This is a genomic window from Porphyromonas sp. C0026D3 (assembly GCF_056590775.1).
Map to the genome: position 1 here is coordinate 35,601 of NZ_JBWPWU010000009.1, position 21,510 is coordinate 57,110.

The following is a 21,510-nucleotide window of genomic DNA, read 5'->3' on the forward strand; positions in this document are numbered from 1 at the left end:
TTTTAGAGCCTATAGGTTAGCCCAAAGCTAAACAGCTCATTGTACTGTAGCAGGTTTTTGAATGTCTTGGGTTGATTTTTCAATATCACGCTGTCATCGTACCTGAGGCTTAGGTTGATTTTGGTCGCAAGATATTTATTGAAGGAGTAGCTGATTGAGTTCTCAAACTCAGTCTCAATATGTTTGTACGAGGTGATGTATAGCACCCTAGATGTCCAGGTGAGGTAGCTTGTAAAGTCCCAGGACAAGTTCATTCGGGCAGAAGAACCAAGCCTAAATCTCATTTTTTGATCCTGTTTGAGGCCGATCCTATTTTTGTCAATGTTGTTGCACCATGTATACACTAGTTGTATAGATGCCGGTGCCATGTTTGCCGAAAAACGAAACCGGCTGAATGGACTCTCCAAGAATCGACGTTTGTCGACATCAAACTTGATACCCACACCAGCGTCTAGCATCATAGGGGCAAAGGCTTTGGTGGTGAGTGTCTGATTGGGAGAGTAGTTGTCCATAAGCTGTGACCGAAGACCAACGTCCAACGTATAGTACCAATTTTTCCACGCTTTTAGTCCGAGGTTGCTCCCTGCTCTAAATATGTCTTCACCAATCTGAAACTTCATACGATCTTGTTCCGTTTGGGTGAATACCCCCAATTTGTACTCTATGGTGTTGACCCACTTCACTTTTGAATGGTTGTAGGTGAGACTGTAATATGCTCTGCTGTTTAGATTTAGACTGCTGTGTCCTCCCTTATGCCAGTTGGACGAAATCTGATTTTGTGCGAAGTGGATGTCGGCCTGAATGTCATTGAACCAGTACTTTGGTGCCACTTCTTTTTTCGCAATGCCGACGTTACTCAAGATCCGGCTGTCATCCGTCTGTATCTGAAACTCACCATGATACTCACGTCTACTAATGCTCGTCGCCTCTTCTTTCTGAGGAAGGCCTAATGTTGTGCCTATGACAAGATCTGGCTGGGTCCGAAAAATATGTTCACGTAGAGCCATGCCGGCCCTGTACATCTCTTGGCTTTTTTCAAAAGGCGTGTTCTTTTGCCAATCTTTTGTCAACTCTTTTAGGGTGTCAATAGGTTTGGCTTGGTTGAATAGTGTCCGATTTTGCATCAAAACAATGCTACGGATCGTGTCTTCAGGTGCAGTCAGGCTCAGAAGTTTTTCAACATCAAAGACCAATGGAGCAAAGGTGGTGGCATTGAATGGACTATATCCAGCACGTTGGCCATATGCAAGTGGCATATGAGGTGCCGTATAGATTGAACGAAACTCAGGGGAAATCGTGTTTAGTATGGTGTCATTTTTGAACACTCGCCATGCAAAGTCTGCTTCTAGTGGTATTCCTGGTGTTATATTTTGTTGAGCTATGGACGGGGTCATCAGTGTGGCTCCAGCTAAAACAAAAATAACGGAAAGCTTTGCGAAAATAGTTGTTTTCATCCTGATTTCGTCAATCTTTTGGTCTAATGTTCAATTTATGGTCTCTATCCACAAAGGTACCGATTTTTTGCTCAATCATTCACCTTTCTTTTTTATCGGAAACAGTCTACATCCTAAAAAGTCCACTCAATAAGGAGAGAAATGTAGGTCAAATCGCGTAGGAACCCAGGTCGTGATTTGAGGAATAAGCTACTTGTATGTTGTGAAAGTTTTATGGGTAGCGGCATGTCGAGCTCTGGCTATGAGTGTTTGTCGCCACATCTACACGAAATCAAAAAAAAGTTGTTGTTTTTGATCTTTTTTCCTCTATTTTGGACGGCATTTTTCAAAAAGAATCTGTAGATTTGCACCAGAAATGCTCCTCTTTGTTTCGTGTGTTATCGAGGTTTTTAAAAGGAGGTTTCTTTTTCAAGGTGAAAATTATATTTTATCACAACCGAAGCAATATCGGAATATCATGTACTGCTCGCGATGAGAGTGCAGGAGTGTTTTTGCTTCGCCAATAAGAGCTATGTGCGAGAAACCGATAAACATACAGCGTCACATTGAGTGCGCAATGTATGCGGGCGACAAGTGCCCTGTGTTTAGTGACGAACTGTCCTATGGTGAAGTCTACCGGATCAGCAGTGGAGACAACTACATGCTTATTTTTGTGAATGGGCCTTCAGAGTATGTCTTTGAGGATTCTGTGCCGGTGGAGATGACTGAGCCTTATTTCCTATTTTTAGGGGTGGGGGAAAGCATCAACATAACGATAAAAGCAAACCACGTTCGCCTCAGCTCCATTTACTTTGACAAGCCTGCAAAACTTTGTTCAACGTTTGCTATCAGCAACCTAAAGCCCTATGTGCCGGCGGAGTATAAGTTTACATCACTCCCGATCAATGAACCGTTGAGGCGGACACTTGAGTCTGTGGTCGCTTTGTATGAAGATCGTTTGTGGTGTAAAAATATTATGGAGATGAAGCTCAAGGAGATCTTCTTCGTCATATCGGCATACTATGCACCAGAGGATATCAGTCAGTTGTTATCTCCTTTGTTACGCCGAGAGATTGACTTCAAGGAGTTTGTCCACCAAAACTTTTTGAGCTGTGACACTGTCCAAGAGCTTGCTGATCTTAGAGGACAGAATGTCCGGAAGTTTAAGAAAGAATTCATGGATGTTTTTGGCATGCCGCCGTACTCCTGGATGTTAATTGAGAAGGCGAAGTTCATCGATGAACGCTTGTCGGATCCGACTGTTTCTTTTGCGGAAATAATCAAGGACTTTCGATTTTCCTCTTCCAGCCATTTCACTGTCTTTTGTCGTCGGCAATTCGATATGACTCCTACGCAGCGTCGTAGGATGTTGATCAAGGATGAGGCCGAGAAGCGTGCTGCTGCCCGAAGGGCAAAATACGCTCACCTCATGGATACCCAGCAGGAAAAGAAGTAGTTTGTTACGGGAGCTTTCTGCTTAGTACTCACAAACCGGGAGTAGGGGTAAACTATTGCTGATAGCTTAGGCAGAAAAGTGGAGATACTTCTCGCCTTTTCAGCACGACAAGCTTGAGGTCTTCTCCTATCCGGACCCCTCTCTGTTCAAGTCTGTCACTCATCGTCTTTAGGGCCAGTGTTGGGTTGTTGTTTTCAGCCGACAGGTGACACATTGCCAAAAACTTTAGACCGGGGTGATAGTTCTGAGCGATGGTTTCAGCGGATACTTGGTTGCTGATATGCCCCAATTCCCCTGAGATCCTGTTTTTTAGTTCCAATGGGTATGGACCAGAGCGGAGCATCTCCTCATCGTAGTTACTCTCAAAAATCAAAAAGTTGCTACCCTTGATAGCTTCAATTACACGCTCTGTAACAGTCCCGATGTCGGTAATGAGAGAGAATATGCCGTCGGGAGTACTGATCGTATAACCAACATTCCGGATTGCATCGTGTGGAACATCAAATGCTTTGACCTCCATCTCACCGATCATGAAAGGTTTTTCGGCTTCTATGGGGCGTAGGTATGCTGTGATATCTCCATGGACTCTGCGACTTTCCCGAATAACTTGACACACTTCTGGGGTGGCGTATATAGGGATGCAATATTTTTGCGCTATGTGTGGGGCGGCTCTGAGGTGATCTGCGTGGTTGTGGGTGATCAGCAATCCTGTGAATTGTTGTGGGGATATACCTAGGTTCTTCACCTCTCGTTGGAACAATCGAACCCCAAGACCGGCATCTAGAATGAGGTACTTCCCTTTGTAGCCGAGAATACTACAGTTGCCACAGCTTCCACTTGTGAGACTCCTAAAGTGGAGGCTCTGTGGAGCTGTCGTATTCCCGACAAAAAGTGGGCCAAAATCTATCATGTCGGATGGATTGATCAATTGCTTAGCTCGCCACGAATGTTTTGCTCTAAATAATTGCAGATCTCTTGGTTGGAAAGCCCTGTGCCAAGCAAATACATTAACTTGGTGATAGCGGCTTCAAGTGTAAGGTCATGACCGCTAACCACTCCGGCCGCATCCAGTTTGATTCCGGTAGAGTAACGATTCATCACGACCGTTCCCACTTGGCATTGGGTCACATTTAGGACGATGATATTGTTTTTCACCGCTCTCCGAATTGTGGACAAGAATGTTTCGCTGAGAGGGGCATTTCCACTCCCAAATGTCTGCATGACTACAGCACGAAGCCCCGGAGTGTCAAATGCAGATGTTAGGACGGAGTCTGGGATTCCCGGAAAGATGGTCACGACTTCAATGTTTGTGTCTAGCCCTTTGTGTACTCTCAGCGGTGAGGATTTGGCGCTTCTCCACATCACTGACTGATCGAAATGAATCTGGATACCCACGTGTGCAAGTTTGGGATAATTGGGGGATGTGAACGCATCAAAGTGGTCTACACTAGATTTGGTACACCGATTTCCTCTTAGGAGAAGGTTGTTGAAGTATATACAAACCTCCTGAATCGCAGGCGTGCCATCATTCCTCCTAGCTGCGGCAATTTCGATGGAGGTAAGTAGGTTCTCTTTGCCATCTGTACGCATCATACCGATAGGGAGTTGTGAGCCGGTCAGCAGTACAGGCTTGCTCAGATTCTCAAGCATAAAGCTCAGTGCTGATGCAGTATAGGCCATTGTGTCTGTCCCGTGCAAAACTACGAAGCCATCGTAGCGGTCATAGTTCTTCTCGATTACTTCAACGATTCTAATCCAGTGCTTGGGCCCCATATCACTAGAGTCTATGACTGGGTCAAAGGAGTAGGATTCGATGCTGTAGTCAAAACGTTTTATCTCTGGTAAGTGCTCTTCTATATAGGTGAAGTCAATGGCTTCCAAGGCATTGGTCACGGGGTTCGCAATCATACCTATTGTTCCTCCGGTGTAGATTAGGAGGATTCTTGTATGTGGAGTTTTGAAGTCGGTCGTTGCGGTCATAGTCAAACGTGTAGGTGCTATTTCTGTTTCTGCCAAGTTACCCATAATTATTTTTGCAGAACTGGTATTTGCCTCTTATCTTTTCTCATGCCATTCATTGTAGAGACGACAGTCTAGCAACATCAGGGTTGCCCTGTGTCGTTTTTGTCAGTGGTATGCTTCAGAAAGCAATGTCTACAGAGAGGCTCATACTCTTTTTTTTCGCCCAGTACGATTTGTTCCTTGCCTGGAAGCAGACGATGGGAATACATGGCAGGAGCACCGCATGACACGCAGACCGCATGGACTTTGGTCACGGTGTCAGCAATAGCCATCAGTGCAGGCATGGGACCAAATGGCACTCTCTGAAAGTCCATATCCAATCCTGAAACAATGACTCGAATGCCGGTGTCGGCGAGCTCTTGGACAACTTTTATGATACTTTCGTCAAAAAACTGCGCCTCGTCTATGGCCACCACCTGTGCATCTGATGCCAAAAGGAGAATGTTTACCGACCCTTCTACCGGAGTGGCCGATATATTGTTTTGGTCATGGCTAACCACATTGTCGACAGAATACCGTATATCAATAGCCGGCTTGAACACCTCAACCCGTAGTTTTGCAAAAAGTGCTCGCCGAACACGTCGCAGAAGTTCTTCCGTTTTCCCGGAAAACATGGATCCCACAATGACTTCGATACTACCACGGTTTTTGAATCCGTTGTCATATCTACTGTGTTCTATCGTATATTCGTGATCAGTCATCTTGTTTTGGAGCTTCGGTCCAGTCGTTATTTTGTTTGATTAGTTCTACAAGGCTTTTTACCGCTTGTTCTTGCGGAATGTTTTTTGCGACTCGTTCTTTTGATTTGTAGAGGTCTACCTTACCGGGCGACGAACCCACATAACCATAGTCAGCATCAGCCATTTCTCCGGGACCGTTGACAATACATCCCATGATGCCTATCTTGAGACCATTCAGATGCCATGTAGCTGCCTTTACCCGTGCCACGGTGTCTTGCAGATCGAATAGTGTCCGGCCACATCCTGGGCACGAAATAAACTCCGTCTTGGATATTCGTCGTCTTGAGGCTTGGAGTATGCCGAAAGATATGTGTGCCAATTCTCTAGGCGTAAGCACATTGCTTTTTATCCAAATGCCGCTCGCTTGTCCGCGAAGCAATGCCCCTCCCAGGGAATACCCTAGGCGAACGGAGGCTTCAGAATGTGGTGCATTGCAGATTAGTTGGAGAATGTAGGGGGCGGTCATGTGTTCATCAAGTGCTTTGAGCATAATGGGGGTGGCAGGGTGCGTGAGACAAACTACAATGCGCTTATCCGTCGGGAAATCACTCATCCTGATAGCTTGCTCATCGCTTACTATAAAAAGCTCCTCCTCACAAAGTATCGGAAGGCCTGATTTGCCACCATTGGTTATCACGTAATCCGGCTGCTCCTCTCTACGCAGGTTGCTTAGCTCTGGAGCATCATCAAGAAGCACAAGTGGTGTCTCTGTACTGCGTATAGGGGTGCGATACGGGCCGGGGACTCTGATTTCAGGAGCCATTGATAGTCCTTCCGTCAGTTGCACCAAAAGTTTGGCCACCGGTATCTCCTCCTCCGGTGGTTCACTCAGAGACACACGTATCGTGTCACCGAGCCCATCAGCTAGTAATGATCCGATCCCCACGGCACTTTTTAGACGTCCATCCTCACCATCACCTGCCTCAGTAACCCCTAGGTGAAGCGGATAGGACATTCCTCTTTTGTCCATTTCTTCAACCAATAGCCGTACAGTATTCGTCATAGTGACGGTATTGGATGATTTGATTGAAAGGACCACATCTGAAAAGTTTTTAGCCTGACACACCTCGAGATATTCCAAGCAACTGGCCACCATACCCTCCGGAGTATCCCCATAGTGGCTCATGATCCGATCAGACAATGATCCATGGTTGACCCCGATGCGAATAGCTGTCTGGTGGGCTATACAGTGATCAAGAAAGTCGCCAAAGCTTTGTTGTAGGGCATCTACCTCTTTGGCATATTCACTGTCGGTGTAGTTGAGGTGCTGAAAGGTATGTTTTGGATCGTAAAAGTTGCCCGGGTTGATACGAACCTTTTCCACATACTTGGCTGCTTCATAGGCTGCTTTGGGATTGAAGTGGACATCAGCAACAAGAGGGAAGTGGTAGCCCTCGTCGCTCAGTCTGCTCCTAGTTGTGCCAAGGGCCTTGGCTTCGCGTACCCCTTGAGTTGTAAACCGAACCAATTCTCCACCAACGTTGGCAATTGATATTGCTTGTCGCACACTTTGATCAATATCATTGGTGTCCACATTTGCCATGGATTGCACAACTATGTGATGTGGGCCACCAATAGTCACCGGTCCTACGTGTACCGGAGTGGTTTGACGCCTGCTGTAGGAGTAAGTTTTGTAATTCATCGGTTACATGTCATACCTCGAGAAAATTCGGTCTAAAAATCCGGCAACCATCCATAGGGCAAGAGGTTCCCCCGATTGCTCATATTGGGCTCTACCCATGCCTGTGACGGAATCTTGAATTTCTCTACAATGTCTGTTTCTAATCAAAGAAAAGTGTGTCGCACTCACTTTTGATTGTGTAAAGATACTCATTTCTCTCATCCAATTTCTCTTCAGTGATACCCCTTGCGGAAAATTTCACAACGACCATTCGGGACTTCTGCCGAAATGAGGATAACACCGAAGCGGTAAGCACAATCAAAGCCGGTTGTACTTCATTATGGGTGACTATGGGCCGAAAATACCGACATCTCTCTCAACAACCTAGCCTCTCGGTTTTTCCCCGGTCCGTCCTCTGTGCATCAAATTCGCTGATAAAAAGGCCTGCAAACCCTACTGTTGCCACATAGGAGGATACCTCTTCATAAAAGACTAAAAAGGTGATTTTGTGGCTGAAAAAACACCCCTCTTGGACATTTTGATAATCAGGTGGTTATAGGTTGGGCTGAGTTTCACGGATAGAAACGTTCGCTTTCACGGATAGAAGCAAAACCTTTCACGGATAGAAGCGATCGCTTAGACGGATCAAGGATTTTTTGCCTGCGCAATCAGGGGGTAAAGTGATCGTTTGTGGGGGGCTTGGTTTTCAGGTCTGTTGATTTGGCTTGAGTCCGATTTGATCATATTGCCCAAGCCTTGTTTCTATGGGACTGTAGGGCTTTTTTAGAGGGGCTCGTGACCGGCTACTGGGAAGGTCTGTTTCTTGCAAGTATTTGTTATGGGTTTGATAGTAATCGAGTTATGTCAAAAGTATTTGGTACCTTTGCAGTCGCTTTCTAGATTTTGGAAGTCGTGTTTTTGGAGAATCGTACGTCCAAAGTTTAGTGAGTAGGTCACCCACAGAGGTGGGTGGGGCAAAAGGTTCCGAGACTCGGACGCCCGGGGCTGTGGACTCCATTACTTGGAGATCGGCTCAGGGAGATTGTCAACTAAATACATATTTATGAGATCAAGCACTTTCGTCCTTGGAATGCTTACTCTTGCTATTGCTTTGCCCCTGATGTCGGGAAAAGTGGTTTCTACTGCTGATGCTGACTATGGCTATGACAAAGGAGAGTTGCTTCCAAGTATTGAAGTAGGTGGTGTTAGGTGGCTCAATGATCTAAAAAACGAAGAACAAAGTATTGTCGTTTTTTGGTCGAGTGATGACCCGGAGTCCAGGGCGGTGAATGCCTGGGTTAGCCGGAGTGCCACAGACGATCAGGTGGTATACTCTGTGTGTACAGACCTGAGCACGAGCGAAGCCAGCCTCTTATTGGAGCTAGATAATGTTAATCCAAGAGTAGAGCTTATCGGGGGCCTTGGCTATAAGTCTAAAAAGGACAACCTGTGGTCACAAACAAATGGTTGGGCACACACTGTCTTTTATGCCCAGCGAGGTGTGATCCTAGATAAGGTGACTGCCAATGCACTCTGGCGATGTATAAGCTCAGGTGACTACCGATGGAAATGAATGGTCAGTCTTTTTTGAAATGAAGACCAATGACACTGACTTCACAACATGATGTGAAGTGTAGTGACCTAGATTAGAGAGGGTGGGTGTTGCTCATGCAACACCCACCCTCTCTAGGTATGTAGTAGGCTTTTTTTGGTACTTTTGTGTACGATATGGGCAGAGTAAATCTGCATAGGAATACAACTACCACATTCTGATAGTTTTAAGCAGTATGGAATATAACTTTACCGAAATAGAAAAAAAGTGGCAAAAGAAGTGGGAAGAAGAGGGAACCTATAAGGTCGTGGAGGACTCTTCACGCCCCAAGTTCTACGTTTTGGACATGTTCCCATATCCCTCCGGTGCCGGATTGCATGTGGGGCATCCACTGGGTTATATTGCATCTGACATCCTTAGTCGATATATGCGACACAAGGGCTACAATGTCCTGCACCCTATGGGGTATGATGCGTTTGGCCTACCGGCTGAGCAGTATGCCATCCAGACCGGACAACACCCTGGGGTTACGACGGATGAAAACACCAGACGATACACGAATCAACTCAAAAATATCGGATTTAGCTATGATTGGAGCCGGACGTTCAGAACGTCTGACCCCGATTACTTCAAGTGGACCCAGTGGGCATTCATCAAAATGTTTCACTCCTACTACAACAATTCGACCTCCAAGGCCGAACCGATAGAAAACCTAGTCGGGCACTTTGAGAAAAATGGAACAGCCCAACTGAATGTGGCCCAGACCGAACCGCTCTCATTTACTGCTGATGAGTGGAATAATTATTCGGAAGAGAAGAGGCAGGCCGTCTTGATGAACTATAGAATTGCCTACCTCGGTGAAACAATGGTCAATTGGTGTGCAGAGCTCGGTACTGTGCTTGCCAATGATGAGGTGAGTGAGGGGTTGTCTATACGTGGCGGATATCCTGTGACACAGCGTATGATGAAGCAATGGTGCTTGCGTGTGTCAGCCTACGCCGAGCGCTTGCTGGATGGACTGAAAAAACTTGAGTGGACCAATGCGCTAAAGGAAACCCAGCGTAACTGGATAGGACGATCAAGTGGAGCGGAGGTGAATTTTAGGATCAAAGGAGGAGAGGAGAGTGTAACCGTATTTACCACTCGTGCAGACACTTTGTATGGTGTTACATTCATGGTGTTGGCGCCGGAGAGTGAGTATGTCCAGCTTTTGACCTCTGAAGAGCAAAAAGATGCGGTGGATGATTATCTCCGTAGAACAACCCTCCGCACCGAGCGGGAGCGAATGATTGATCACTCGGTCAGTGGCGTCTTTTCCGGTGGGTATGTGATTCACCCTCTTACAGGAGAGGAAATACCGGTGTGGATCAGCGACTATGTGCTTATTGGCTATGGAACCGGAGCTGTGATGGCTGTGCCGGCACATGATGGTCGTGACTTTGCTTTTGCTCGCCACTTTGGCTTGCCTATACGGCAGGTTGTACAACCGAATAGTGGAGAGGTCGATCCGGATCCGGCTCAATGGCAACAAGCGGTGGACTCAACAGAGGGAACTGTGATAAACTCAGATTTCCTGAATGGTCTCTCTGTATCGGAAGCCATTGGCAAAATGAGACGCTACCTAGAGGAGAAAAATCTTGGAAAAACAAAGGTTAACTACCGTCTGCGTGACGCTATTTTCAGCCGTCAACGGTATTGGGGAGAGCCATTCCCGATATACTACAAAGATGGTATCCCGTATTGCCTAAGCGAGCAAGAGCTACCTCTAGAACTCCCCAAAGTAGATAAGTACCTGCCGACCGAGCAAGGAGAACCACCTCTGGGACGTGCAACCAACTGGCGGACCAAGGAGGGATATCCTCTGGAACTCAGCACCATGCCCGGGTTTGCAGGCAGCTCGGCCTACTATCTTCGCTTTATGGATCCCCATAACAACGATGTCCTCGTAGGTTCAGCCGCCAATAAGTATTGGCGTAATGTTGATCTCTATATCGGGGGAACGGAGCATGCCACAGGACACTTGATATATAGCAGGTTTTGGACCATGTTTTTATTTGACCTCGGCTATATTTGCGAGGACGAACCCTATCGCAAGCTAATCAACCAAGGTATGATCCAGGGAAGATCAAGCTTTGTATATAGGGTCAAGGGGACAGACTGCTATGTGACAGCGACAAAAAAGGATGAGTACGATGTTCAGCCAATTCACGTCAATATAGGGATTGTACACAATGATAGGTTGGATTTGGAGGCCTTCAAAAAGTCCCAGCCGGATCGTTTGAATGCTACTTTCGTACTAGATGAGGATGGAACCTATACATGTGGCTGGGCGATCGAGAAGATGAGCAAGTCGTACCACAATGTCGTCAATCCGGATGATATTATTCGGGACTATGGTGCTGATACACTGAGGATATATGAGATGTTTTTGGGCCCTCTGGAACAATCCAAACCATGGGATACGAATGGCATTGATGGTGTCTTCCGCTTCCTACGGAAAGTATTTGGCCTGTTTTATAACCAAGATGATCAATTTGAGGTCTTGGAGGAAAACCCAAGTAACGAGGAGTACAAGGTGTTGCACACGATGCTGAAAAAGGTAACCCAAAGTATTGAGACTGCGTCATTCAATACCAGTGTTAGTGGTTACATGGTATGTGTCAATGATTTGCAAGGCCTGAAGTGCAATAAGAGAAAAATCCTTGAACCATTGCTTGTCGCATTGTCTCCCTTTGCTCCACACCTTGCAGAGGAGCTTTGGAACAAGCTTGGACACAACACAAGTATCACCACGGAGCCATTTCCGGAGTATAATGAAGCTTTCCTTAAAGAGAGTGTGATCAACTATCCCGTCTCTTTTAATGGAAAAGTCAGACTTCAAATAAAGCTGGAGGCGAACCTTTCAAAAGAGGCCATTGAAGAGCGGGTGCTGGGAGATGAAAATGTCCAAAAGCAACTGGAGGGAAAGAGTGTGCTAAAAGTGATAGTGGTCCCGGGAAGAATTGTGAACATTGTTACATCCAAATAAAGAAAGGATTGCAGTACTTAATCTAAATAGAAAACCACCATGCTGAGCTTGAATGTCAACAAACAAATGCTTCGAAACGAAGTCAAAGACTACTTCATGATTATAGTAGGCATTACGCTTTATTCGTTTTGCTTTAGAGGGTTTATATATCCTCACAATATTACGACCGGAGGTTTAGCTGGTGTGGCTTCTGTGATAGGATGGGCACTCAATATTGATATGGCTATCCCATACAATATCATCAACCTGACCCTACTTATCCTCGCCATCATAATCCTAGGCTGGAGGTTTACGATACGTACCACATTTGGGGTGGTGATCGTTGGTGCTATGATTAAAGTAGTGGGTAACTTCTTTCCTGAGCCTTTGTTGCCACATGATCCTGCACTTGCTGTAGTCCTAGGGGCAATAGGTGTGGGTTGCTCGTTGGGTATTGTTTTTTCGGCCAATGGCTCCACCGGTGGTACTGATATCCTAGCCATGATTATCAACAAGTATCGTCCTATAACTATCGGACGAGCTCTGATGCTGATGGATGGAGTCATTTTGGCATCTTCATATTTCTTGTTTAGGGATCCGGATAAGTTACTCTACTCTATACTTCAGGTGGCGGTGGCCAATCTCACAGTCGATTTTTATCTAAATGGATACCGTCAATGCATGCAGTTCTTTATCATATCTGCATTGCATGATAAGATAAGCAAAAGGATACTTACTGAGGTAAATCGTGGATGTACCTTGCTCAATGGAGAGGGCGCATATACCAAGAATGAGGTGAAAATCATGATGGTCATTGCCAGACGGACGGAGGCCAACCAGATTTTCCGGATTGTCAAGGAAACTGATCCCAATGCCTTTATTACTCAGACGTTGGTGCGTGGCGTGTTCGGTCAGGGGTTTGATATAATCAAGGTAAACAACAATAAGCAAAAGATCAAAATAGAATCTCCTGATGGAGTGCCATCAAAGTCAAATATGACTACGACTGCGAAGGATTTGCCTACAAAAATAATGGATACTCATGAGGGATCAGAAGTAGAGGCCCCCGAAAATCATGGAAAATAATCTCCTTCTTGCTACGCATAATGAACACAAAGTTCATGAGATAAGTCTGCTTTTTTCTGAAGCATGCCTCCCGTATCATGTGCAATCTCTTTGTGACATTGACGACAGTGTGCCCATCCCGGAGGATGGAGCGACACTGGAGGAAAATGCGATTTTCAAGGCAAGGGAAGGGTATAAGCGCCATGGAGGTAATGTTTTGGCAGATGATACCGGCCTAGAGGTGCGTGCTCTTGGGGGGCGTCCTGGGGTCTATACAGCTCGGTATGCCGGTGAACAATGTACAGCAGACGAAAATATTACGAAACTTCTCCACGAACTACGTGATAGCAATGATCGTGATGCTACATTCAAGACGGTTCTTGCGCTTATTTTGAATGGGCAAGAGTACTTGTTTGTCGGTGAGGTACACGGACAAATCACATCATCCAGAAGGGGTGAACGAGGATTTGGGTACGATCCAATATTTCAACCAGAAGGCACTGACAAAACGTTTGCAGAGCTGTCGGAGCATGATAAAAACCAGATTAGTCACCGTGGACGTGCTATTATGAAACTCATTGCTTTTCTGCGTGAAAGGAGCAATATATGAGTCTTTTAGCGTCCAATATCTATACTGAACAGGTAAATGCCATACGCCTCAGTGATCTGCTAACCTATGTTCGCAACACTATCAAGGGGGCTTTCGGTGGTAGTTATTGGATAGTGGCTGAAGTAACAGGCCTTAGCATCAGGCGTCATTATTACTTCGATCTGGCAGAAGTGCAAAACGGCCAAGTAGTGGCCAAGGTAAGGGGAAATCTTTGGGAAAGCATCGCCGGTCGTATTATCCCAAAATTTGTCGAGGCCACGGGGCAAGCTCCTGATATTGGCATGGAGTTAATGCTCCTAGTGCAAGTAGAGATGCACCTACAGTATGGGATTAGCCTGACCATTTATGACATAAATGCTGACTACACGCTTGGAAACCTAGAGCGGAAGCGAAAAGAGACCATCCAAAAACTTCAGGCGGATGGGGTCATGGATCTAAATAAGCACAACCACTTACCTCTTTTGCTACAAAGGATTGCCGTCATAACATCAGAAAGTGCGGCAGGGTGGGGTGACTTTCAGAACCAGGTGTCTCAGAGTGGTCTTGGGTCCTTGTTTCAAATTGACCTATATCCCGCATTGATGCAAGGCGAAAAAACGACAGCATCAATCTATCAGGCAATGTTGCAAATCCTCAATCGAATATCCGATTACGATGCTTTGTTCATACTTCGAGGTGGCGGTAGCAAAATGGACTTGGCGGCTTTTGACGACTATGAGCTGTGTTCGTATATCGCCAATTTCCCTATCCCTGTCCTTACGGCAATAGGACACGAACAGGACACCTCCATTGCCGACATGGTGGCTCATACTAGGCTGAAAACCCCCACTGCCCTGGCAGAGTTTTTAGTGCAACGCATGTTGCTACAGTTGGGCAAGATCATCACTATTCAGAAACAAGTAAAGGCCCTCCTCTCTGACCAACTAAGAACTGTGGCACAAAGACAAGCCTATGCGGTTTCTCGCTTACAGCAACACCTATATCATTTGGAGCGAAGCGAAACTGGGCGCCTCAACAATCTTTGCCAAAGCTCATTGAGGCTGTTGCATAGCGCGTATACCAATGCCATAAATCGTATAGAATATCTCTCCTTTCATTTCCAAACTGTACTGAGGGAAAATGATAGGCACATGTGGCAACGGCTAAGGGATAGTCTCAAGGATTATGAAACACTATTGCACAGAGCGAAAGCAAGTTTGAGCAATCAAACTCTTCTGGTATCACACATCAAGACAAGGGCTTTAGCACTCCTTACTAGTCTTGTTCCTAGTCGGGAGGAGCAATTGCAACACATGGATCGTGTCGCAAACCTATACAATCCAACAATGATTATGCAACGAGGTTTTATACCTGTGTTGAAAGATGGGACCTCAATTACTAGCATTGGTCAAATAGATCCTGATGACAAAATACGACTATTGCTTATGGATGGTGAGGCAGAAGCAACCATAGTGAGAATTCAAGAAACACAAGACCCAAATAGAGATGAATAATTCAGAAGAGATCCAAGAGTTGAGTTACGATGCGGCAATCACTGAGGCTGAGACAATTCTGAGACAGTTGGAGAGCGAAAAGATGCCAATAGATGAAGTCCTTGAAAAAAGCCGACAGGTAACAGCACTAATCAAACACTGTCGAGAGAAAATAAAAGAGGTCGGGGCAGAGGTTGATAAGATACTGGAGGAATTGAAAAATGTTGCTTCAAATGAGGAGGAGAACTAATATTTTTGTAACTTTGTGCCGTAACCGAAAACACAGTGAAATATAAAAGTAAGTATCCACTACGTATATGCCTAATCTAGATAGGATTGACCTAAGCCTACTCCGAATGGTGATGCAGGATGCAAGGATCCCGCACAAAGATATCGGAGAGAAATTAGGAATATCAAGGGCATCGGTGCATTGGCGGATGCAACGACTTATAGATCAGGGTGTGATTATAGGATCTGGATATAAGATTGACTATAAGAAACTTGGTTACAAAACGTTTACCTATATAGGTATTATATTGGAGCGTGGATCGCTCTATGATGCTGTTAGGAAGCGGATAGAGCAGATCTCTGAAGTGACAGAGTGTCATTACACTACAGGACCATATTCCATGTTGATCAAGCTTTTTGCAAGAGACAACGATCATCTGATGGAGATCCTGCGCTCGAAGATACAAGCTATTGACGGAGTTGTCTCTACGGAGACAATGATCTCGCTTGAAGAAAGTATCAATAGGCCCTTCCTTATGGGCTTGGATGCACCCTTATTGGAGATGGAGCAATAGCTTAATAATCGGGATATAGCACAGTTGGTAGCGCGCCACGTTCGGGACGTGGAGGCCGGCAGTTCGAGTCTGCCTATCCCGACCAGCTTAAAAAACTAGTTACTTTTATTAAGAAAGAGGGATGTCCGTAATCATGGACATCCCTCTTTCCTTTCTCGCGTGCGACAGGCACTTTCCATAAGTCTTTAGGTGATGATATGGGCGTATTGACGAATCGTCGTGTACGCCCCTTATGAGGTGATTGACGAAAACAAAAGTAGGAAGAAAATATATCAATGTTTTCCTCCTACTTGATTGTCCTGACCAATTGGCCTGTATAGTGGCTATCTGTCTATTTTTTTAGTGATGCAAAATCATGGCAGTTACTTTTTGATATTGGGCTTTTCTAGTCCGTAGCCTTTACTTTTATCATAGGCTTTGAGCACAACACTTATAATCAGTGCCAGTACCCCAAACCCGGTAAATACCAGCATAGCCGGAGTGTAGTTGAGTGCTTGTCCGGCTTTGACATCGGGGTTTGTTGCATCAAGTATGGTACCAATGGCGATAGGTGTCAGCAGGAGTCCTATATTTTGGATAAAAAATATCGCAGAATATGCTGAGCCAAGAATCTTTTCGTCCAGCAACTTTGGAACTGATGGCCATAACGCACCTGGTACCAGAGAAAATGATATGCCTAGTACAATAATGGCGCATAGGGCAACTATGATGGAGGTGGTGGAGCTATCGAATGGATAGATAGCAAAGGTAAGGTGGCAGATGATCATGAGTATGGCTCCGAGCATCAGCATTGTCGCTCCCTTTCCCACTCTATCCAAGAATAGTCCTAGAAATGGTGTGATAATAATGGCTCCAACCGGGAAGAGACTAAATATGCTTGCGGCAGTGGCGTTTTCTAGCCCAAGATTGCTCTCTAGCATATTCGTCGCAAATCGTTGGAAGGGAAAGATGGCGGAGTAGTAGAGTACGCAAAGAAGTGCAACGAGCCAGAATATTTTACTACCAAAGACGTACTTTAGGTCTGAAAATTTGAATGGCTCCTCTTCCTCTTGATCCATTGCTATACGTTGTGCAACTTCTTGCTCTTCGAGCTTCTTGTCAAAAACTCCATAAATGAGGTACATAAGTAATCCTATGCAAAGCAGGATAAAGACAAAAAATACCGGAGCTTGGATGGCACGAAGAGCGTCCATTCCTTGGGCTGAGTCGAGTCGTCCCAGCATCCACTCGTGTATCCGTGGGGTGGTATTGAGTACAGCAAATACTCCAAGGCGTGCCACAGCCATCTCTATCCCCATTGCCATGGCCATCTCTTTACCCTTGAACCACTTGACAATGGCTCGTGATACAGCCACACCGGCCATCTCACAGCCCATGCCGAATATGGCGAAGCCAAAGCAGGAGAGCTTGGCTGAAACAGGGAATCCTGTAAAGAAGCTATTCAGAAGGTCGTAAATGAACGTACCACCCTCGTTGAGTGCAGGGCTGAGCGCATAGACCTTGATTCCGGCACCAAGGACCATGAGTGATCCGGAAAGGATGGCCGTAAATCGTACCCCCATCTTGTCCAAGATGATACCTGCAAAAATAAGAAAGAGTAAAAAGACGTTTGCAAAAAACTCGCTACCTGCGTATGCTCCAAAAATCTTGCCATCCCAGCCTAGGTGCTCCGCAAGCTGACTCTGTAACGGGGAGAGGACGTCTACAAACATGTATGCGAAAAGCATGGTCAAGGCAATGAGTATTAGCATGGTCCATCGGACAAAGACATTGTCGCGAAGTGTCTGACCGCTGTGGGCTTTGGAAAGTGTGGTGGTATTTGACATTTTAGTTGTGGTTGTATGATTTAATAAGAATCTTTTGGTGACAAATATACTTTATTCTAGGGAATGCTTTGGCTTATAAGGTAATGGATCGCTATCAAATTGATGTTATTTATTTGGAAAACAAAAGGTCCGTCAAAGTAAGTACTTTGACGGACCTTGTTCCCAGCCTTAGTTTACTAGACGTGTTAGAGGGCTTACTTTGTTTAGAGGTTTAGTTCAGCGAGTTTTTCGTCAATTTCTTTGGGGCTGTGCGTGCGGGCAACAATTTCACCTTCCGGAGAGATGAGGAGCAGAGTTGGGATGCCCTGTATACCATAGATCTCAGCAGCTTTGCTATCCTTGTCGAACAGAGTCTCCCAGGTCATGTTCAGCTCTTGCTTTGCTTTCTCGTTGTCTTCGATTTTCTCTTCCCACACACCAATGCTCAGGACACGTAGTTTGCTGGCTTTGTCTTTGTTTAGTTGTGCAAGGTGAGACATGGCGTTGCGACATGGACCACACCATGATGCCCAGAAGTCAACAAGTAGGTAGCGACCGTCCTTGAGGTAGTCGCTCAGCTGTGCGCTATTACCGAGTCCATCCTCTATCGTGTAGTCTTTGTACTGCATACCCACCATAGTCTCTGATGCGGACTTCAGCTTGTTGTACTGTGATTGGTATTTTTTGTTGTTCTTGATGTTATCTCCTGCGGCTTCGTAAGCTTCCATCCACTCCTTGTCTCCATCAAAGTTGATTTCGCCAAATACGACTTCACCAACTATGTTGTCTTTGTTGGCCTCGTAGTATTTGCGAGTGATGCTGTTACTTATTTCGCCATAGCGCTTGCCGATCTCCTTGACACGCTCCTCGATCTTGTTGAGTTCCTCCTCCGGAGTCTCTTCGTTGAGTTGCATCTCGTTGTTGAGTTTGGCAACCTCTGCATACTCTTTTTGGATTGGTACGAGTGCCTCGTTCATTTCCTTGGAGAAAGCTTGGAGCTGGCTGTTTAGGCTCTTAGCATTATCTGTTTGCACCTCGTAGGACATGCCCTCAACGTCAGATTTTACGAGACGGATGTGTGCATTTTCAGGAATAAGCTTTACGAAATCATCGCCGATCTTTGCGTAGATGATGTGGTCAGGAGTAGGATCTGCAAAAGTTTTTTCAAACTTGCCATCCATGATCGTCACAGAGTCAAAAGGCTCCGGATCAGTCTCCATCATGAAGTACACGACCCGGTTGTTCAGCTCTTCAGGAAGGTTTTCCGCAGTCAGTTTGAACTCATTTTTGCTACAGCCCACCAATGCAAATGCGACGACTGTGGCAAGCGCTAAAATCTTTTTCATATGTTCAAAAAAGGATTTAAGATTGTTGTTGTTTTGTACGCCCTCTAAGGGTGACACAAAGGTATATCAAAAAATGGATTTGACAAAGGGCATGACTACTCTATGCCACTAAGATATTGGTGGATACCGGCGGCTGCTTTTCGGCCGTCCCCCATGGCTAGTATCACTGTTGCTCCACCTCGGACAATATCTCCGCCAGCAAAGACATCGGGGAGATCGCTTTGGTTGGTTTCTTCGTTGACGCTGATTGTCCCTTTTGGCGTGATGTTAAGCCCTTTGAATGCACGAGGAACTATAGGGTTGGGCGAGACACCGACACTGACGATTACCTCATCCACCTCTATTTCCACCACGTCTCCCTCTATCGGGACCGGCTTGCGTCGACCGCTCGCATCGGGCTCTCCCAGTTCCATCTTTTGGAGAAGCATGGCTCGGATCTTTCCTTTCCCATCATCGAGGTACTCAATCGGGTTGTGCAGGGTCAGAAATTCCACCCCTTCTTCTTTCGCATGGTGGACCTCTTCCAGTCGTGCAGGCATCTCTTCTTCACTTCGTCTATAGACGATCATTGCCCTTTCGGCACCGAGTCTCAGTGCTGTTCGAACGGAGTCCATGGCGGTGTTGCCACCACCGATTACGGCCACACGCTTGCCTTTGGCTATTGGGGTGTCTGAAGCCGGGTTGTTGGCTTGCATGAGGTTTACGCGGGTGAGGTACTCATTGCTGGACATCACACCGACCAAGTTTTCGCCGGGAATATGCATGAAGCGTGGCAATCCGGCACCGCTCCCGACAAAAATTGCCTTGTACCCCTCGTCCTTTAGGTCCTGGTAGGACATCGTTTTGCCCACGATTGTGTTGGTCTCAAATTTCACCCCACGGTTTTTCATTTGATCCAACTCAAAGTCCACTATATTATTTGGCAGGCGAAACTCGGGGATCCCATACCGGAGTACTCCGCCCAATTCGTGTAGAGCCTCAAAGACGGTGACATCGTACCCTAGATTGGCTAGGTCTCCGGCACAGGAGAGCCCGGCCGGTCCACTTCCGATGATGGCCACTTTCTTGCCGTTTGGTGCAGGGGGGGCACTTGTCTTGGGGGCTTTCCCTTTCTCTACAGCTTGGCGTTCGTAGTCTGCGACAAAGCGTTCAAGGTAACCTATGGCTACGGCCTGTTTTTTGAGCTGAACCGTATAGATACAATGCTTTTCGCACTGTTTTTCTTGCGGGCAGACACGCCCACACACACCGGGTAGGGAACTGGTCTCGCGGATGATTCTTGCCGCTTCCAAAAATTCCTTGCGCTCTATATTTTTGATAAATGTTGGGATGTGAATACTTACCGGGCAACCAGTCATGCAGGTAGGATCCGGGCAGTCGAGACAACGATGAGACTCCTCTACCGCCATTTCCGGGGTGAGCCCTTGGTTAACCTCTTCGTGGTTATGCGCTCTATATGCACCGTCAAGTGCCGGCATGCTTACCCGCTCCATTCCCATGCGATCTTTGGCCTTAATGCTTTTCCGGAGGTCCGCACGCCACGCCTCCGTTCTTCTTGCTTTGATTAGCTCTGTATCGACCATGGCACTTTTATTTCTTTTGGTTAGTGAGTAGTTCTTGATCTCGGAAGGCGCTCATGCGGAGCAACATTTCATTAAAGTCCACTTGGTGAGCATCAAACTCCGGACCATCCACGCATACAAATTTTGTTTCTCCACCTACGGTTACGCGGCAGGCACCACACATTCCTGTCCCATCAACCATGATGGTATTCAGGCTCGCCATTGTCCGGACACCATATTTTTTGGTCAGGTCAGCTACAAACTTCATCATGATAGCAGGTCCGATTGTCACCACCAAGTCTACCGGCTCGCGCTTTAGGACCTCTTCTATACCAACCGTAACAACGCCTTGCTTACCGTAGGAGCCGTCATCGGTCATGATTACGACCTCGTCGGCTGTTGCTTTCATCTCTTCTTCTAGAATGAGGAGATCTTTGGTGCGCGCCGCCAGTACGACGATGACACGATTACCGGCATTGTGCATGGCTTGCACGATCGGGTAGATAGGGGCTACCCCCACACCTCCACCGGCGCAGACGACTGTGCCATACTTGCGGACGTCAGTGGCTTGTCCCAAAGGACCTACCACGTCGGTGACGTACTCACCTTCCTCCAGAGCACAAAGCTTACTGGAGCTGCGTCCCACGTTTTGTACGACAATGGTGATCGTCCCTTTCTCTAGGTCCGAATTGGCAATCGTGAGCGGTATCCGCTCGCCTAGTTTGCCCACACGGACTATCACAAAGTGCCCCGCGCGCCTAGACTTGGCGATGCGCGGAGCCTCAATCTCCATTTGTACCACTTTTTCCGAAAGGTACTTTTTGCTTACGATTTTATTCATGTGACCTGAGTGTTAAACAACTTGTTTTTAGTCCCACAAATCTACAGAAAAGGGATGGAAACTTCTCTTTTTCGTACTATTTGGCACTAAAGGTGTCCCTTTTAGTGGTAAGTTTGTAAACAGATTATTCAAAAATCATTTGTTAGATCAAGTTATTTTACAGAAATACAAGCCT

The 21,510-nt window shown here is 46.3% G+C and carries 17 protein-coding genes and 1 tRNA gene; 9 read left to right on the forward strand and 9 right to left on the reverse strand.

The window, feature by feature from the left end; genetic code table 11:
- Positions 1–2: 2 nt before the first annotated feature.
- Positions 3–1,256, reverse strand: coding sequence for a DUF3078 domain-containing protein (locus AC1EK1_RS07930; protein WP_480307284.1), 1,254 nt, complete (start codon positions 1,254–1,256; stop codon positions 3–5).
- A 709-nt stretch (positions 1,257–1,965) separates the two neighbouring features.
- Here AC1EK1_RS07930 and AC1EK1_RS07935 point away from each other — a divergent pair.
- Positions 1,966–2,889 carry a helix-turn-helix domain-containing protein gene (locus AC1EK1_RS07935; protein ID WP_480306921.1) on the forward strand — a complete coding sequence of 308 codons (924 nt, stop codon included), beginning with the start codon at positions 1,966–1,968 and terminating at the stop codon, positions 2,887–2,889.
- A gap of 52 nt (positions 2,890–2,941) precedes the next feature.
- Here AC1EK1_RS07935 and AC1EK1_RS07940 read toward each other — a convergent pair whose 3' ends face one another.
- The 4 genes from AC1EK1_RS07940 to ispG all read right to left on the reverse strand — a co-directional run bounded on the left by AC1EK1_RS07940 (position 2,942) and on the right by ispG (position 7,293).
- Complete coding sequence (locus AC1EK1_RS07940; RefSeq protein ID WP_480306923.1) at positions 2,942–3,799, reverse strand: MBL fold metallo-hydrolase; 858 nt, start codon at positions 3,797–3,799, stop codon at positions 2,942–2,944.
- A gap of 14 nt (positions 3,800–3,813) precedes the next feature.
- Complete coding sequence (locus AC1EK1_RS07945; protein WP_480306925.1) at positions 3,814–4,869, reverse strand: asparaginase; 1,056 nt, start codon at positions 4,867–4,869, stop codon at positions 3,814–3,816.
- A gap of 122 nt (positions 4,870–4,991) precedes the next feature.
- The gene (locus AC1EK1_RS07950) at positions 4,992–5,612 is read right to left on the reverse strand and encodes a thymidine kinase (protein WP_480306927.1); all 621 of its coding nucleotides are present in this window, start codon (positions 5,610–5,612) and stop codon (positions 4,992–4,994) included.
- Positions 5,605–7,293 (reverse strand): (E)-4-hydroxy-3-methylbut-2-enyl-diphosphate synthase, encoded by a 1,689-nt coding sequence (gene ispG, locus AC1EK1_RS07955; RefSeq protein ID WP_480306929.1) that lies wholly within the window; start codon positions 7,291–7,293, stop codon positions 5,605–5,607. The genes AC1EK1_RS07950 and ispG overlap by 8 nt, the downstream gene beginning before the upstream one ends.
- Before the next feature lie 1,042 nt (positions 7,294–8,335).
- Here ispG and AC1EK1_RS07960 point away from each other — a divergent pair.
- The 8 genes from AC1EK1_RS07960 (at position 8,336) to AC1EK1_RS07995 (ending at position 15,866) form a co-directional block, all read left to right on the forward strand.
- Positions 8,336–8,845, forward strand: coding sequence for a hypothetical protein (locus tag AC1EK1_RS07960; RefSeq protein ID WP_480306931.1), 510 nt, complete (start codon positions 8,336–8,338; stop codon positions 8,843–8,845).
- Between the two features lie 214 nt (positions 8,846–9,059).
- Complete coding sequence (gene leuS, locus AC1EK1_RS07965) at positions 9,060–11,852, forward strand: leucine--tRNA ligase (RefSeq protein WP_480306933.1); 2,793 nt, start codon at positions 9,060–9,062, stop codon at positions 11,850–11,852.
- A 66-nt stretch (positions 11,853–11,918) separates the two neighbouring features.
- Positions 11,919–12,917 carry a YitT family protein gene (locus AC1EK1_RS07970; protein ID WP_480309172.1) on the forward strand — a complete coding sequence of 333 codons (999 nt, stop codon included), beginning with the start codon at positions 11,919–11,921 and terminating at the stop codon, positions 12,915–12,917.
- Positions 12,907–13,506 carry an RdgB/HAM1 family non-canonical purine NTP pyrophosphatase gene (rdgB, locus tag AC1EK1_RS07975; RefSeq protein WP_480306937.1) on the forward strand — a complete coding sequence of 200 codons (600 nt, stop codon included), beginning with the start codon at positions 12,907–12,909 and terminating at the stop codon, positions 13,504–13,506. Before AC1EK1_RS07970 ends, rdgB begins: the two co-directional genes overlap by 11 nt.
- Positions 13,503–14,999, forward strand: coding sequence for an exodeoxyribonuclease VII large subunit (xseA, locus tag AC1EK1_RS07980; RefSeq protein WP_480306939.1), 1,497 nt, complete (start codon positions 13,503–13,505; stop codon positions 14,997–14,999). The genes rdgB and xseA overlap by 4 nt, the downstream gene beginning before the upstream one ends.
- The gene (gene xseB, locus AC1EK1_RS07985) at positions 14,992–15,228 is read left to right on the forward strand and encodes an exodeoxyribonuclease VII small subunit (RefSeq protein WP_480306941.1); all 237 of its coding nucleotides are present in this window, start codon (positions 14,992–14,994) and stop codon (positions 15,226–15,228) included. Before xseA ends, xseB begins: the two co-directional genes overlap by 8 nt.
- A gap of 67 nt (positions 15,229–15,295) precedes the next feature.
- Entirely contained in the window at positions 15,296–15,781 is a 486-nt protein-coding gene (locus AC1EK1_RS07990) for an Lrp/AsnC family transcriptional regulator (protein WP_480306943.1), read from the forward strand.
- Positions 15,782–15,790: 9 nt separating this feature from the next.
- A tRNA-Pro gene (locus AC1EK1_RS07995) sits at positions 15,791–15,866 on the forward strand.
- 277 nt (positions 15,867–16,143) lie between these two features.
- On the opposite strand, the gene AC1EK1_RS08000 is transcribed toward AC1EK1_RS07995, so the two are convergent.
- The 4 genes from AC1EK1_RS08000 to AC1EK1_RS08015 form a co-directional block, all read right to left on the reverse strand.
- Positions 16,144–17,607 (reverse strand): MFS transporter, encoded by a 1,464-nt coding sequence (locus AC1EK1_RS08000; protein WP_480306945.1) that lies wholly within the window; start codon positions 17,605–17,607, stop codon positions 16,144–16,146.
- A 203-nt stretch (positions 17,608–17,810) separates the two neighbouring features.
- Positions 17,811–18,932: a TlpA family protein disulfide reductase gene (locus tag AC1EK1_RS08005; RefSeq protein ID WP_480306946.1), complete on the reverse strand. Its 1,122-nt coding sequence runs from the start codon at positions 18,930–18,932 to the stop codon at positions 17,811–17,813.
- A gap of 95 nt (positions 18,933–19,027) precedes the next feature.
- Entirely contained in the window at positions 19,028–20,515 is a 1,488-nt protein-coding gene (gene gltA, locus AC1EK1_RS08010; RefSeq protein ID WP_480306947.1) for an NADPH-dependent glutamate synthase, read from the reverse strand.
- A gap of 7 nt (positions 20,516–20,522) precedes the next feature.
- Complete coding sequence (locus AC1EK1_RS08015) at positions 20,523–21,335, reverse strand: sulfide/dihydroorotate dehydrogenase-like FAD/NAD-binding protein (RefSeq protein ID WP_480306949.1); 813 nt, start codon at positions 21,333–21,335, stop codon at positions 20,523–20,525.
- Between the last annotated feature and the right edge of the window lie 175 nt (positions 21,336–21,510).